This is a genomic window from Bradyrhizobium sp. UFLA05-89 (assembly GCF_059803475.1).
The window spans coordinates 1-14,590 of record NZ_JBANBA010000161.1 but is presented as its reverse complement, the minus strand read 5'-3'; the positions used below and the strand labels follow the sequence as shown (position 1 = coordinate 14,590).

Genomic DNA, 14,590 nt, shown 5'->3' with positions numbered 1-14,590 from the left:
GTCGCAGCCCGGCCGAACAAGGAGATGGCCAATAACGAAAGCGCTTGACACCAATCGCCCCATACAAGTCCTCTGGCCCGATGCTGCCCGGCTCGAAGCTCGTCCAAGCGTCGGCTGTCGGGTGTAGACCGGAAGTGGCAGCGGTCCAAAACGCCGACTTTGACCCGTAGCTGGCATTCACGGGCAAGTTGATATTATAAAGCGATACTCCCAGACGAGGTGCTTCGGCCATGCCAAATCGTCGCCAAATACTTTCAGGAATAGGAACAGTGGCCATGGGGGCGCCGATCCTGCCGGCATTGGGGCAGCAATCGCCCACGTACCTTTCTGACAAATTCGCAACCGATGTGATCCGAAGGCTCGATCAGGCAGTTGCAGAGCGGCGTGTCTGGAACATCCACGGGCTTGTCGTTGTTCAGAACGACAACCTAATTGTTGAGCGCTATTTCGAGGGGCAAGATCGCGAGAGAGGCGTCGGCGATCTCGGCACGGTCAAATTTGACGCGAGTGCGATGCATGATCTGCGATCCTGCTCGAAAAGCATTGTGGCGTTGCTCTACGGAATCGCCCTTCAACTTGGGAAGGTACCGGCGCCAGAGGTAAGCCTGCTTACGGCTTTTCCGGAGTATATTGATCTCGCCAACGAGCAGCGCTCGCGCGTGACTGTTCACCATGCTCTCTCAATGACCATGGGTACGGATTGGGATGAAAGCAGCCTGTCCTATGCTGATCCACGCAACAGCGAAATCGCAATGGACAACGCGCCAGACCGCTACCGTTACATATTGGAGCGCCCGGCCATCGACACTCCGGGGATGCATTGGAATTACTGCGGCGGCGCGACGGCCTTGCTCGCTCGCTTGATTGCCAAAGGGTCAGGCAAGTCCCTGCATCAATTCGCGCGCGAGTTTCTTTTCGAGCCGCTCGGTATGGGTCCCACTGAATGGGCCGTCGGACCAGACGGCGAGCCATTCGCAGCGTCAGGCGCTCGCATGTCCGTTCGCGACCTCGCAAAGATTGGGACGTTGATGCTTCACGGCGGTCGGCAAGACGACCGTCAGATTGTGCCTGCTGAGTGGATTCGGCGCTGCACTACGCCTATCGTAAGTTGCGACGAGATGCGACGTTACGGCTATCAATGGTTTTTGCTCGATGTGGCATTCGGGAAACCAAAAGGATGGGCCGTAGGAAGATTGGAACGCATGTGGATGGCGCAAGGAGAAGGCGGACAGCGTTTGTATATTGTACCTGCCCTTCAGCTAATCATTGCCTTGACATCTGGAAATTATGGGGCCGACGACCAGGGGGTCCCTCCTACACGTGTTCTGAGTGAGGTGGTTCTGGCGAGCATATCCTAGCCTTCCATGTGTCTGTTTCTGGCCCACCGCGACATTTGCTGCGGTTTCGCAAAGGCGGTCGGTGTCGAAGCGAACCGGACATCGACGAAGATTGATGAGTACGCGCCCTAGTTCGGCAGCCAAGTATCACCGTCCCGACTGCGACTGCTACAGCCCCCTGTTAGCACCAGTCTGATGATCCGCGACGCGGGCCTGGATGATCTTGTTGCCGAAATAGTTGGCGGCAAGGCCGATACCGAGCGCGGCGAGGCTGCCGCCGAAGCCGGGAATCATCGACGATGCGGCCACGGCCGCGCCCTTCGCCAGGACCTGCAAGGCGGTGCCGTCGGTGAAAAAGCTTGGCAGCATGTCGAACACCGTCTGCAATTGTGGCCTCGCCTGGTGCGCGATGTCGGCGAGCTGAAGGACCTTGGAGAGGTCGGGGTTCTTGGTGAGCACATCAGGCGGAATCAACGCTTTCAGCTGCTGCAGCACATTGGCGTTTTCCGGGGTGATCAGGTTCTTCAGGTCGACGGCTTGCAGCTGGCGGAGACCTTCCTTGATCTGATCAAGCTTGTCCGTCTGCTGTTGCGACGACAGGAAAACTTGCAGGTCGCCCAGAAACTTGAACAACCCCTGCGGCAATTGTCCGGTCGGCGCTGATACCACCGGCGCACCTGCCGAATTCGCCATCTCGACGATGCCGCTGTTGCCGATGCCGAGCACACCGAGGATCGACGCGATCCACCCCGCTGTCTTGGTATGATCCGCCTGCTTGATGGTCACGGAGCCCATCTTGCGCAAATCGTCGGCCGTCGCCCGCACGCGGTTCGGGTCGAGCGCACGCGGGCGCGCGGTCTCGAAGGCGGCCGCGGTCGCAGCATCCGCCACGCCTGTCAGCGGCAGATCGTTGTCGGCCTGGAACGCGAGCAGCGCCGCGCGCGTCAGCGGTCCGTAGTCGCCGTCGATCGCACCCGGCGGGTAGTTGAGACGCTGGAGCTGTTGCTGCACGAACGTCGCGCTCAGGGATGGCAGCGGCGCGTAATTGCCCGCCACGCCGATGTTTGCGAGCGCAGGTGCGCCCGTGAGAGCGTTGAACGCCCCGAACTGCGGGCGTTGCGGATTGGGGTCATTCGGATCGACGCTGAGGCCGTATAACGTCGAAGGCAGCCGCTGATGCAGATTCCATTGCCCGGAGCGCAGGAAGGTGGCCGTGCCGTTGAAACCGCTGGATTGGGAGACCCAGGTGAACGACACCAGTCCGGCCGCGAGCAGTGCCTGGCACACTGCGCCGCTGCCATAGACCCCGACCTGATAGCTGGGAGCGCCCGCCCCGCCCGTCAGGACCTGCCGAACCGCGCGAAAATACGGAACGATGCGCGTGCGGATGTCCGCATCGGAGGCGTCATAGTCGACGGCGAAGTAGATCGCTGAACCTGTGGGCTGACCGATGACGTTCGCCGCGTAATCGCGCGCGTAGGCGCCGTCCTTGGCACCCGCGTCCTGCGAGAACGATGCCGCGGAATCGCCGGCGCCCTGATAGACGATGGCAAGCTTCATTCCGGCGCGAACGATGGCGTCGGCTTCGTCGGGCGTCAGCCGCTTCTCGGGCTGGTGCGTGTTGCGGCAATAATAGCGGATGATGGTATCGACGCCGTTCTGTTTCAGCGAAGCCAGACGCGGAGTTGTCCGCATGTTGGTGTCAATGATCATGGCTCGCCCCCGAGTTGGACGGATTGGCCGTTGCGGCCGACATGACTGTCTTGCTGGGTGTCGTACATGGTCATCGGTTCGTGTTGGCGCCCGTGACGTGGTCGCGCGTGCGGGCCTCAATGACGCGATTGCTGAAATAATTGGCGGCAAGGCCAATCGCGAGCGTCGCGAGCGATCCGCCGAAACCCGGGATCACGCTGCCCGCCACGGCCGACAGCCCCTTCGACAGCAGCTGAAGCGTCGAGTCGTTGGCGAACATCCCCGGCAAGGCGTCGAAGATGGTGTGGAACTGCGTGAACCCGCGCGCGCCGTCGACGATCTGAAAGAAATTGCCGAGTGCCGGATTTGAGCTGATGACATTGGCGGGGATCAGCCCACGGATATTGTCGAGGATCTGGATATTTTCCGGCGACAGCAATTGCTTGACGTTGAAATTCTGCAGCTGCTTGGCGGCATCGAGCACCTGCTGGGTGTTCGCCGGATCGGCACGCAGCTGGGGTGACGTCAGCAGCTTCTGCACTTCTGTCAGGAACTGGGACAGATTGGGCGCCGGGGGCACAGCCACGTTGTTGTTGACGACCTGGACCGCGGCGCTGTTGCCGATGCCGAGCGCGCCGAGGATCGTCGAGATCCAGCCGGCGATCTTGGTGTTGTCAGCGGCCTTGATGGTCTGCGAGCCGCTCGCCCGCAGATCGTCCGACGTCGCGGAGAGGCGATCGCGCGAGAGCGGTCGCGGCTGCGGCCGGGCGAACGCGACCTGGGTGGCCGCATCCAGGACGCCGGTCGGGGATACGTTGTTGTCGGCCTGGAACGCCAGCAGCGCCTCGCGCGTCAGCGTGCCGAACTGGCCGTCGATCTCGCCCAGCGAATAGCCAAGCTCCGTCAGCTTGCGCTGCAGGCCCTCGACCAGCGCGCCCTTGTCGCCGAACCTGAGCTCGGTCGTCCCCAGCACGGGCGTCGTTTGCAGCTCCCGCTGCGGCATGACGTCCACACTGATCTCTGGCGCTTCCGCCCATCCGAGCGCGGTCTGCCGGATCTCGGCGAGCCGGTTGAGCCAGCCGCGGCCGAACGTGTCGAAGATGGCAAGGCTGCGCAGATAGGATTCGTAGGTCGAGCAATAGTCCTCGACGAGCATCTTCTGATCGGCGGCAAGGCAGGCATCTATCGTAAGCGACCCCATGCGTCCGTCCACCGCGAGCCCGTTCTGCCCACGGGCCAGCGCCTGCTGCAACAAACGGATGGCGCGCGTCGTCCCGCTCAGAACGGCCGTGTTGTAGACGACCTGGGCGGCCGGCAGCGGGATCTCGTCGCCATGCACCGGCGTCCAGTAGTTGGCGCGGAAGATCTGCAGCGCCTCGTCCCGCGTGAGGTTTCGCACGTCATCGGCGGTGACCGGCGCATGCCGCCAGGCCGACAGGTCCTTCTGCGTGATGCCCATGTTGGTCGGGCCGCCGGGATCGCGCGGATGATTGGTGTAGCCGCCCTCCCATTTCTCGATCAGGGCATGCACCTTCTCGAAATTTCCGAGCGCGATGTCGCCTTGCAAAGGCGTCCCGCCGCCGCGCGTTTCCATCAGCCGGTCCGGCACCGGCCGGCCGTTGACTACGCCCTTCACGGAGCCCCAGTCGATGCCCGTCGCGAGATCGTCGGGCTTGACGTCGATCTCGAAATGCATGGTGTCCTTGATGTTGATCCAGTTGCCGCCCCACTCGAACACCCGCTTCTTGTTGACCGTCTTGATCGCAAGCACGTCGTCGATCATGGCCTGGGTCATGTCGGTGTCGGCAAGGTTGCGCTTGACGTCCTGGGCGCGCAGATCCTGCGTCGGCTGGTCGGAAAAGCGGACCTTGCGCTGGTCCGAGGTCTCCTTGTACGGGTTGGTCGTCCAGTTGACGTCGAGTGCAATGCCGTAGGCGTGCAGGCTCTTCTCGGTGCCGCCGGTAATGGCGCGGCAGTTGTAGCTGTCGGTATCGGCTGTCCTGATGTTGTAGCCATGGGCTGCCAGCACCATCGACAGCGCCTGCCAGGCATCAGCCGTCGGGGGCGCGACGAGGATCTCGTCGGGACCAAACGCGATGCGGGCCATCGCGTGTTCGGCGCACTCGAATGTCTTCCAGTTCACGCGTTGCTGGGCGGTCGATTCGCTCATGCTGCCCCCTCCATCGCCTGCTCGTCAGCCACGGCACGGACTCGAGACAGGGGATGCGCTCATTAAAGAACTGCGTGCCGCGTGGGCGTTTCAGCCCGTGCGACTTCAAGGACTTGCTCGAAATAGGCGTTCTACAAATGCAACCTTAGGCTACAGCAAGGACCGTCACGCTGAATGTGAACTGGATCACTTGCGGCAAATCGTCCATCGCGACGGCGCACGCGATCGCGTTCCCCGCACAGCGGCAGGGCCGATCGCGTATCGGGGAGATCGTGGAGGGCGATGCCTTTGCGGGTGATGTCTTTGCGGCCCATCCTTCGAGACGGCCGCCTTTTGGCGGGCTCCTCAGGATGAGGTCTCGTCGCGGCGAAAATCTAGACCCTCATGGTGAGGAGCGCCGCTTGCGGCGCGTCTCGAACCATGAGGCCGAGGACCCTTCGCAGCCTCTCAACCGCCATATGCGAGAGCACCGGGGGACGCGAACAAGGCATCCCGCGATCAGCACCGCCAGCAAAGGACGCGAGACGGCCCCCAACTCAGTTGCTGACCCGGTCCAGCTCGACGGACACTTCGGAGGCCCAGGCCCCCGGCGATTCCAGCGCGAAGGATTGATGGTTGGCCTTGGTCCGAATGGTCACGAAAGCGGCGACGGTGTTGCCTTCGATCCTTGCCTCGACAAGTCCGTCCGAGCTCTTTCCGGTGATCTTGCCGCCCTGGCGATACTCGCTTTCAAACCAGTTGCCCGAAAGCGTGGAGCCCTCCTGCTCGATCTGGGCGGACAGCAGCATCTTGTAGGCATCGCTTGCGCATTTCAGCTCGAAGCTCATGGATTTTTCGGGCTTCTTGACCACGTAGCTTGCCTTGCAGCGAATTCGCTCGCGGCCCCCTTCCGAGAGCTTCATGGAACCGTTCCCGGACCACGTCCCGGCAAGACCATCGATCGTTGCGCTCGCATGCGATGAGGCGAGCAGCAGACAGCCGAGGACGGCCGCTCTGATCTGCCGCTTGTAACAGCCAATTCGTATCAACGCTCTGTACTCCCTGCGCCATTGGTTTCGATTCGGTTAGGTACTCGAAAATGAGGGTGTCCTAAAGATGTCCGATAGTTGGCTGCTCTTGGCGGGCGGGCCCGCCAGCAACATTCCGCAACAAGAAAGCCTAAAGCGCGATGAGATCAGGATGAATCGTCATCGCGCTTCAGGTTGTTGATTGAGCATGATCTCCGCGCAAACGCGTTCCGCGTTTGTCGCGAGGGAAAACCGCTCCACACTTTGCGCTAACGCGGCCCTTCGGGTCCGGATCATGCTCCAGGTGCGCGCGGCAGAAGGCACCGGAGGTTGCTTTTTTGCAGTCCCGCAACGCCAGACAACCACACGTTAAAGATTTCTACCTAGTGATCGCTCCATCAATCTTCGCGGGTCATCAACCGGAGACATTCGCTCATGAAACGCCGTGACTTCCTGATCAGCGCATCCGCCGTCGGTTTTGCAGCGCCTGCACTGTTCAGGGCGGCCGTGTTGCCGGCGCTGGCTCAGCAAGCGCAAGCGCCTGCCGGTGCGACCATCGTGCGCGCGGCGATTTTTCCGGCGATCGGCTTTTCGCGCGTCGGCAATGGCGATGAATGGTTCCTCGCGCCTGAAGTGCCGGGCCTGATGAATGAGCCCGCGGGCGGATTCAAGCAGGGACCGAGCCGCATCAAGAAGCAGGTCCAGCGCTTTCGCGTCTACGGCTATGATGATCAGGGCCGCGTCGTGCGCGAGCTCGGCGAAGCCGACGGCCTGCGATGGACCGTGCATGTGGCGAACACCAAGGCGGCCTGGTACGGCTATTCGAACGCAATGGACGGCGGCGACAATGCGCCGGGCATTCCCGGCGCGTTGCGCAATGCCGCCATCGAGCCGGCCCGCCGCGAAGACATGCTGGTGATCGACGCAGGTCCAGTCCGGATCGACGGCGCTTCGAAGAACGCCGATGGCCGTGACGCGGCCTATCGCATGGCCGGCAAGTTCTGGAAGACGATGCCGGTGACGCTCGGTCATCTGCGCACCGACGAGGCCGGGCGGCTGCTGGTTTTTCCCGCCGACGGCATCTCCAATTCCGCCCTGCCGCAGAACCCGGTGCGCGACTTCACCAACAATGACGGATGGCATGACGACTGGTGCGACGGCTGGGTGAAGGCCAGCGTCTGGATCGGAGGCGCGGACATGGCCTGCGAGCCGGCCTGGGTCGTCTGCTGCGGTCCGAAATTCGCGCCGCAGATCGAGCCGATCGTCAGTCTCTACGACGCGGCGCGCGAAGCCATGATCGCGTCGGGGCACATGAAGCCGGTGTCCGCCGCGGTGTCGTTTCGCCGGGATGTGCTTCCGATCCTGCGGCGCTCCGGCATGATGCAATGGATCGTGCAGGCGTCCTATCTCAGCAAGGCCTGGAGCGATCTCGACGATCTGTCAGATCCCGCTGTCGTGCAGTCGCTGGCGGACCCCGCGGAGAAAGCGCGTCCCGCGCGTGAGAAGGTTCTGGCCGCATTCCGCAAGCCCGGCGGCAAAGACCGGCGCTCCGACGCGCTGCCTCCCATGCTCGGGGATGGCGTCAACTTCCCGGGAAGCCCGACCGGCTGGCTCACGCTGACGCCGACCCAGTACCAGATCCTGAGCCACTGGGCCAAAGGCGAGTTCACCGACGACCTCAACGACGCGGCCGCCAACGCGGTCGAGAAGCTCGACGACATGCCGTTGCCGCTCCGACCGGAGGCGCTCACGCGCGCGGCATTGGATGCCTGCTCGGGTGGCGCATTCCATCCGGGCGTCGAGATCACATGGCCGGTCCGCCATGCCGAGCTGTATCGGTCCACGACGGAAACACCGCTTCCCTTCCGCATCGCGATCTCGACGCGGAAGAGCCTCGTGCAGGATGTCGGATTGCAGCTCAATCCGCAGAATGTCTTCTCCGGTCATCCCGATCGGAAGGAGGCTGGCGCACCGGTGGGGCCGCAGGCACCGGGCGATCTCACGCGATGGATGGGCGTTCCCTGGCAGGGCGATGCATTCAGCTGCCAGTCAGTCCTGACGGCGGACGGTTTCCCGACGCCGGTCTGGTGGCCTGCGCTGCTTCCCGTCGACGTCCTGCCGGAAGGTTTCTACAAGCAGATGATGCGCGCGGATCTTTCGGCGGAAGAGCGGCTGCGCTTCTACCACGCGCGGGTTGCCTGGTCGCGCGGGGCGGCCGGCATCGGCCTGCATGTCGAGGCCAGCTACACCGACGGATTGCGGCGAATGATCGAGCTGTGGACGCAAATGGGCGTCGTGGTGCGCCGTGCCGGTCCGAAGGATGTCCCGGGCATTCCCAAGGACGTTTTCGTCGAAGTGCAACGCGGCACACTGGATCTTTCCAACGTCAAAGACCGCTCCTAGACGCACATGCATCAGGTCGTGATTCTGGGTGCGGGAATGGCAGGGATGGCCTGTGCCCGCACCCTTCTCAGGCGGGGATGCCGTCCGCTTCTCATTGCGCCCGGTCATGACGTCGCCAATCGCGGCGAAACGCTTTCATTTCGAGCATCTCCCCATCTCGAAAGGCTCGGCTGGCTTGGCCTGCTCGACGCAGAGACCGCGATCGCGTGCCAGGGGCGCTATTCGGTGTGGGGCAGCACCACGCTGCGGCGGGATGCGTTTCACCAGGACGGAGCGTCGGGCTGGCATATCGACCGGCAGCGGTTGGAGACCCGCATGGCCCAGACGCTCGATGCCGACGGCCTCGCGCGACAGTGCGCGGAGGCCGGTCGGCTCTCGCGGGCGTCGGACCACGTCGTTGTCGATCTTGCCGATGGCGCCTCGATCGAAGCAGAGTTCGTTGTCGACTGCTCCGGCCGCGCCTCGATCACGTCCGGGGGCGAAACACCGCTTCGGCGTCTGGACAAGCTCGTGGCCTGCTACGGCATTTTCGAGCTTGCGCAGGATGTCGAAGCCGTGCCGGCGACGCTCGTCGAGGCCGTCGCGGCGGGATGGTGGTACATGTCCATGCTGCCGGGTGACCGCATCCTGCTCTGCTTCTTCACGGATTCGGACCTGCTCCCGGCGGGCCTGCGCAAGAACATGACTCTATGGGCCGATATGGTTTCGCACACCCATGCGATCTCCGCGCGCGTGACGAGCCTCGGCATCGACATGGCTGCGTGCGCGCACCTAGAGTTCGCGCCGGCGAGCACCACCACCATGTCAGGGATGGTCGACCATCGCATCATTCGGGCGGGCGATGCCGCGACTGCGCTCGATCCGCTGGGAGCGAACGGTCTTGCCACCGCGCTATGGAGCGGCATCCAGGCCGCCGAGAGCGTAGCCGGTGCCCTCGCGCGGGATACAACGGCATCCCGGCGCTACGAGCGACAGTTTCTGGAAGGGATCGCATCCTATCTGGTCACGCAGCGCGCAATGTATGCATCGGAACGTCGCTTTCCCAACGCGCCCTTCTGGCAGCGACGCAACGACGTTTCGCTCCAGACCATCTCGCCTGCGATTGCGACACCCTGAGCCGCTCGTCCGGTCCCAAAACAAAAATGGCCCGCGCGAGGCGGGCCATTTTCTCATCGGAACCGGTAAAGTCCGAATTTGGTTGCGGGGATAGGATTTGAACCTATGACCTTCAGGTTATGAGCCTGACGAGCTACCGGGCTGCTCCACCCCGCGTTAAGCTTTTGCACGCCTTTTCGGGAATCTGGGGGACGGTCGAAGGACCAGCGCTCGTCGCGTGGCTTGCTTTCGCGTCCCAAAGGGTTCCTTGGAAGGCAACCCCGGGGCCAAGCCCGTCGGGTGCGAGGGCTATGTATCAACCGCGAGGCTCTTTGGAAAGGCCCGAGGGAACGTTTTTTTCGACTTTATGACAGGCAAAATGCACCCGTGAGGGGCGGAAAAAGCCAGCACTTGCCATAAGTTCCGCAAAGGACCAGCTTGCGGCAACAAGATGACGGGGAAACGCCATGTCCCAAACCCTGAGAAACGCCCGGTTGTGCCACCGGGGGCTGCTGGATTAGAGCGCCGCCACAAGACACCACTGTCATCGTCCGGCTTGACCGGGCGATCCAGTATTCCAGAGACGGCAGAGCCTGAACCGAAAAGCCGCAGCGTACTGGATGCCCCGGCTTCGCCTTCGCGGGGCATGACGGCAATGTTCAGTGGGGGAAAACAACAATGACTGACACATTCGATTTCGTGGTGATCGGCGCGGGCTCGGGCGGCTGCGCGGTGGCGGGGCGGCTGTCTGAGGATGCGCAGACCTCGGTCGCGCTGCTCGATGCGGGCGGCAGGAACGACAGTTGGCGGATCACCACGCCCTTCGGGCTCGCGCTGCCATACAGCGCGGCCAACTGGGCCTTCGACACCGTGCCGCAGAAGGGGTTGAACGGCCGCGTCGGCTATCAACCGCGCGGCAAGGGATTAGGTGGCTCCTCGGCGATCAACGCCATGGTCTACATCCGCGGCAACAAGTGGGACTACGACCACTGGGCCTCGCTCGGCAATACCGGCTGGTCGTACGCGGACGTGCTGCCCTATTTCAAGCGCGCGGAGAACAATGCCGATTTCGACGGCGAGTATCACGGCAAGGGTGGCCCCCTGCATGTCAACAAGCTGCGCTCCGAAAATCCGATCCATGACGTCTTCCTGCAGGCCGCGCGCGAGGCGCAGTTTCGCGTGCGCGAGGACTTCAATGCCGAGGACCAAGAAGGGCTCGGCAGCTACCAGGTGACGCAGCACAATGGCGAGCGCTGGAGCGCGGCGCGCGCCTATGTGCATCCGCACATCGGAACACGCGCAAGTCTACGCGTCGAGACGGGGGCGCAGGCGACGAAGATCCTGTTCGAAGGCACCCGCGCAGTCGGTATCGAATATATGCAGGGAAAGCAGAGGAAGCAGCTGCGCGCCCGACGCGAGGTGATCCTCGCCTCGGGCGCGTTTCAGTCACCGCAGCTCCTGATGCTGTCGGGCGTAGGCCACGGCGAGGCTCTAGGCGCGCACGGCATTGGCGCCGTGCATCATCTGCCGGGCGTCGGACGCAATCTCCAGGACCATCCGGATTTCGTCTTCGTCTACGCCTCCGACTATCCGCATTTCGTGCACAGTTCGCTCGGTCGATTGCCATCGCTGCTCCGCGCGATCAGGCAATACCGCCGCGAGCGTCGCGGTCTGATGACCACCAACTTTGCCGAATGCGGCGGCTTCCTGAAGACGCGGCCCGATCTCGATCTGCCCGACATCCAGTTGCACTTCGTCATTGCGATGCTCGACGACCACGGCCGCAAGCGCCACAAGGAGGCGGGTTTCTCGTGTCACGTCTGCCTGCTCAGGCCGCAGAGCCGCGGCAGCGTAGCGCTGAAGAATGCCGATCCCGCGCAGGCGCCGCTGATCGATCCGAACTTCCTGGGTGAGGCCGCCGATCTGGAAGCGATGGTCGCCGGCTACAAGACGACGCGGCGGCTGATGGAGACGCCGTCCCTGCGCGCATTGCAGAAAAAGGACATGTTCACGTCCGATGTGAAAGCCGACGACGATATCCGCGCCATCCTGCGCCAGCGCGTCGACACCGTCTATCACCCGGTCGGCACCTGCAAGATGGGCACTGATCCGCTCGCGGTGGTCGATCCCAAGCTCAGGGTGCACGGCCTCGAAGGTCTGCGCGTCGTCGATGCCTCGATCATGCCGACCCTGATCGGCGGCAACACCAACGCGCCGACGATTATGATCGGCGAGAAGGCGGCGGATATGATCAAGGAGGAGATGCGGTGACGTAAGTCGCGCAATCTCATCACGGTCGTCCTGGCGAAGGCCAGGACCCATTACCCCAGGAAGTAGTTTCTGGCGCGAAATTGATCATCACGAGTCTTCGTCAAACATCTCCCTGGGGGTATGGGTCCCGGATCTGCGCTCCGCTTCGCTACGCTTGTCCGGGATGACGAGACGGATCAACTCAACAGAAAACCGCCATCCACCGTCACCACGCTACCCGTCATGTAGCGCGACGCTTTTGAGGCGAGCAGCAGGATCGCGCCGTCGAGATCGGATTCGGCACCGACACGGCGCTGCGGGATGCGCTTGGCCAGGCGCTCGCCTGCCGGCGTCGACCAGAAATCGTGGTTCATCTCGGTGTCGATATAGCCGGGCGCCAGCGCATTGACGCGGATGTCTTGGCCGGCGAGCTCCAGCGCCATCGCCTTGGTCGCCTGAATCATGCCGGCCTTGGAGATCGCGTAAGGCGAGACCGCCTTCAACACGCCGGTGCCGAGCACGGAGGCGATGTTGACGATGTTGCCTGGCTGCTTGCGTGCGATCATTCGTCGCGCCAGCTCGGTGCTGAGGAAATAGGCGCCCTTGAGATTGGCGCTGACCACGGCGTCCCAGTCCGCTTCCGTCTGCTCGGTCGCGAGCTTCTCGATCGCGATGCCGGCATTGTTGATCAGCACGGTGATGGGACCGAGCGCAGCTTCCGCGGCATCGACCGATCTTGCGATCGATGCGGTGTCGGTGACATCGAGCGCAATCGCCGCGGCGCGCCCACCCTTGCTGCGAATCTCCGTTTCGAGCGCGCGAAGCTTGTCCGTCTGGCGCGCGGCGAGCACGACGGCGGCGCCGTGCGCGGCCAGCACGCGCGCGAACTGGCGCCCCAGGCCCTGGCTGGCGCCGGTAATGAGGATGGTTTCTTTACTGACGTCGAATACGTCTGACATGGCGAAGGTCCCAGGGTCTGCCCCCCGCATAGATACAGACCATTTTAGTGATCTGAAACCGGAATGATGGGTTCGCCGTTCACTCGTTCCATGCAGGCAGGGCGCAGCTCATGAACAGTTTCGATCTCACGGTCTATGCAGCGCTGGCCGTGGCGATCGGCTTCGGCTTCAGGACCGGCCTGCTGCGCAGTGCGATGACCATCCTGGCCTATCTTCTGGCTGCACCGATCTCGATCTGGCTGGTGTCGCTCATCGCACCCCACGTGGCCGGTGAGACCGCCTCGCCTCTGCTTCAGGGCTGGGTGTTGTTCTTCGGCGTTTTCGTCGCAACCGGCATGACGCTTGGACATCTCGGCCGCGCCGCGCTGGATGATGCGGTCGGCGAAGCCGGGCTCGGAGACCGCATAGGCGGCGCAGCGCTCGGAGCCGTCCGGGTCGGCCTCGTCGCGACAACGCTGGTCCTGGTCTTCGATCAATTGGTGCCCGCCAACAGGCAGCCTCCGTTCCTCGTGGGGTCGCAATTGCGCCCGCTGTTCTCCGCTGCCGGACAGATGGGATTCAAGTCTCTGCCGCCTGAAGCCGCGGCCGCCATCGATCGCATCAAGAGGGAGCGGCCCATCTGACGCAGTGTGACCTTCTTCCGCGGGCGCGCCATGCATTTTGGCAACGGCCCGTCTCTTATCAACGGGAGTGAGATTGGCTACAGTGGCGCCTCCAAACCTGCCAGACATCACAGGAGTGAACCAGTGGATCTTGGGATCAAGGGTCGCCGCGCAATCGTCTGCGCGTCCAGCAAGGGCCTCGGTCGCGCCTGTGCCGTGGCGCTCGCCAATGAGGGCGTGCATGTCACGCTGACCGCGCGTGGCGCGGACGCGCTGAAGGCAACGGCCGAGGAGATCCGGAAGGCCCATCCGGGCGTGACGGTTACCGAGATCGTCGGCGACATCACGACGCCGGCGGGACGCGAGGCCGTGCTGAAGGCCTGCCCCGATCCGGACATCCTGGTCAACAACGCCGGCGGCCCGCCGCCCGGCGATTTCCGCAACTGGACCCGCGACGACTGGATCAAGGCGATCGACGCCAACATGCTCACCCCGATCGAGCTGATCAAGGCGACGGTGGACGGCATGATGGCACGCAAGTTCGGCCGCATCGTCAACATCACCTCGGCCGCCGTGAAGGCGCCGATCGAGATCTTGGGTCTCTCCAACGGCGCGCGCGCCGGCCTCACCGGCTTCGTCGCCGGCCTGTCGCGCAAGACGGTGATCAACAACGTCACCATCAATGCCCTGCTGCCGGGTCCGTTCGAGACCGATCGTCTGCGCGGCACGGCGAAGGCCGAAGCCGACAAGCGCGGCATCAAGCCGGAGCAGCTTCTCGCCGAGCGCGCAAAGCTCAATCCTGCCGGCCGCTTCGGCGATCCCGACGAGTTCGGCTACGCCTGCGCCTTCCTGTGCGGCGCCAGGGCCGGCTTCATCACCGGGCAGAACATCTTGCTCGACGGCGGCGCGTTTCCGGGGACGCTGTAAGACTCCTTCGCTCGCCACCTTTGCGAAGGCGATCGCATGAGGTGAGAGCTTGGGCGCCGAAGCTTCCACATCCGTATTGCCTCAGGAAGGAATGTTACCCGGGATGAAGGTCTGCGAGCTCCGCAGACCGATCTCGAAGCTGCGGCGA

The 14,590-nt window shown here is 63.4% G+C and carries 11 protein-coding genes and 1 tRNA gene; 6 read left to right on the top strand and 6 right to left on the bottom strand.

Annotation, left to right across the window (positions count from 1 at the left end; genetic code table 11):
• On the bottom strand, nucleotides 1-277 hold a 277-nt coding region (locus SO139_RS42730; protein WP_449382157.1), incomplete at its 3' end, for a hypothetical protein.
• Between SO139_RS42730 and SO139_RS42725 the strand changes: the two genes are divergently transcribed.
• The gene (locus SO139_RS42725; RefSeq protein ID WP_449382158.1) at nucleotides 276-1,358 is read left to right on the top strand and encodes a serine hydrolase domain-containing protein; all 1,083 of its coding nucleotides are present in this window, start codon (nucleotides 276-278) and stop codon (nucleotides 1,356-1,358) included. The genes SO139_RS42730 and SO139_RS42725 overlap by 2 nt on opposite strands.
• A gap of 147 nt (nucleotides 1,359-1,505) precedes the next feature.
• Here the strand turns inward: SO139_RS42725 and SO139_RS42720 are convergent, their stop codons facing one another.
• From SO139_RS42720 to SO139_RS42710, 3 genes are all read right to left on the bottom strand, one after another.
• Nucleotides 1,506-3,050: a glycoside hydrolase domain-containing protein gene (locus SO139_RS42720; RefSeq protein ID WP_449382159.1), complete on the bottom strand. Its 1,545-nt coding sequence runs from the start codon at nucleotides 3,048-3,050 to the stop codon at nucleotides 1,506-1,508.
• Nucleotides 3,051-3,120: 70 nt separating this feature from the next.
• Nucleotides 3,121-5,199: a glycosyl hydrolase 108 family protein gene (locus tag SO139_RS42715; RefSeq protein WP_449382160.1), complete on the bottom strand. Its 2,079-nt coding sequence runs from the start codon at nucleotides 5,197-5,199 to the stop codon at nucleotides 3,121-3,123.
• Between the two features lie 536 nt (nucleotides 5,200-5,735).
• Nucleotides 5,736-6,101 (bottom strand): hypothetical protein, encoded by a 366-nt coding sequence (locus SO139_RS42710; RefSeq protein ID WP_449382161.1) that lies wholly within the window; start codon nucleotides 6,099-6,101, stop codon nucleotides 5,736-5,738.
• 540 nt (nucleotides 6,102-6,641) lie between these two features.
• Here SO139_RS42710 and goxA point away from each other — a divergent pair.
• On the top strand, nucleotides 6,642-8,609 hold the full coding sequence (goxA, locus tag SO139_RS42705; RefSeq protein ID WP_449382162.1) for a CTQ-dependent glycine oxidase GoxA: 1,968 nt from the start codon (nucleotides 6,642-6,644) through the stop codon (nucleotides 8,607-8,609).
• A 6-nt stretch (nucleotides 8,610-8,615) separates the two neighbouring features.
• Nucleotides 8,616-9,725 carry an NAD(P)/FAD-dependent oxidoreductase gene (locus tag SO139_RS42700; RefSeq protein ID WP_449382163.1) on the top strand — a complete coding sequence of 370 codons (1,110 nt, stop codon included), beginning with the start codon at nucleotides 8,616-8,618 and terminating at the stop codon, nucleotides 9,723-9,725.
• Nucleotides 9,726-9,804: 79 nt separating this feature from the next.
• On the opposite strand, the gene SO139_RS42695 is transcribed toward SO139_RS42700, so the two are convergent.
• Nucleotides 9,805-9,881: transfer RNA gene (locus tag SO139_RS42695), tRNA-Met, on the bottom strand.
• A 501-nt stretch (nucleotides 9,882-10,382) separates the two neighbouring features.
• Here SO139_RS42695 and SO139_RS42690 point away from each other — a divergent pair.
• Nucleotides 10,383-11,975: a GMC family oxidoreductase gene (locus SO139_RS42690; protein WP_474801119.1), complete on the top strand. Its 1,593-nt coding sequence runs from the start codon at nucleotides 10,383-10,385 to the stop codon at nucleotides 11,973-11,975.
• Nucleotides 11,976-12,151: 176 nt separating this feature from the next.
• Here SO139_RS42690 and SO139_RS42685 read toward each other — a convergent pair whose 3' ends face one another.
• A complete protein-coding gene (locus SO139_RS42685; RefSeq protein ID WP_449382164.1) occupies nucleotides 12,152-12,913 on the bottom strand; it encodes an SDR family NAD(P)-dependent oxidoreductase in 762 nt (253 codons plus the stop codon).
• A gap of 110 nt (nucleotides 12,914-13,023) precedes the next feature.
• Here SO139_RS42685 and SO139_RS42680 point away from each other — a divergent pair, with 110 nt between their 5' ends.
• Entirely contained in the window at nucleotides 13,024-13,536 is a 513-nt protein-coding gene (locus SO139_RS42680; protein ID WP_449382165.1) for a CvpA family protein, read from the top strand.
• Nucleotides 13,537-13,659: 123 nt separating this feature from the next.
• Nucleotides 13,660-14,442 carry an SDR family oxidoreductase gene (locus SO139_RS42675; protein WP_449382166.1) on the top strand — a complete coding sequence of 261 codons (783 nt, stop codon included), beginning with the start codon at nucleotides 13,660-13,662 and terminating at the stop codon, nucleotides 14,440-14,442.
• Nucleotides 14,443-14,590: the final 148 nt, after the last annotated feature.

Coding starts and splice junctions, on each gene's coding strand:
- SO139_RS42680 (WP_449382165.1), top strand. CDS start 13,024: ATGAACAGTTTCGATCTCACGGTCTATGCAGCGCTGGCCGTGGCGATC.
- SO139_RS42725 (WP_449382158.1), top strand. CDS start 276: ATGGGGGCGCCGATCCTGCCGGCATTGGGGCAGCAATCGCCCACGTAC.
- SO139_RS42700 (WP_449382163.1), top strand. CDS start 8,616: ATGCATCAGGTCGTGATTCTGGGTGCGGGAATGGCAGGGATGGCCTGT.
- goxA (WP_449382162.1), top strand. CDS start 6,642: ATGAAACGCCGTGACTTCCTGATCAGCGCATCCGCCGTCGGTTTTGCA.
- SO139_RS42710 (WP_449382161.1), bottom strand. CDS start 6,101: ATGAAGCTCTCGGAAGGGGGCCGCGAGCGAATTCGCTGCAAGGCAAGC.
- SO139_RS42720 (WP_449382159.1), bottom strand. CDS start 3,050: ATGATCATTGACACCAACATGCGGACAACTCCGCGTCTGGCTTCGCTG.
- SO139_RS42715 (WP_449382160.1), bottom strand. CDS start 5,199: ATGAGCGAATCGACCGCCCAGCAACGCGTGAACTGGAAGACATTCGAG.
- SO139_RS42685 (WP_449382164.1), bottom strand. CDS start 12,913: ATGTCAGACGTATTCGACGTCAGTAAAGAAACCATCCTCATTACCGGC.
- SO139_RS42690 (WP_474801119.1), top strand. CDS start 10,383: ATGACTGACACATTCGATTTCGTGGTGATCGGCGCGGGCTCGGGCGGC.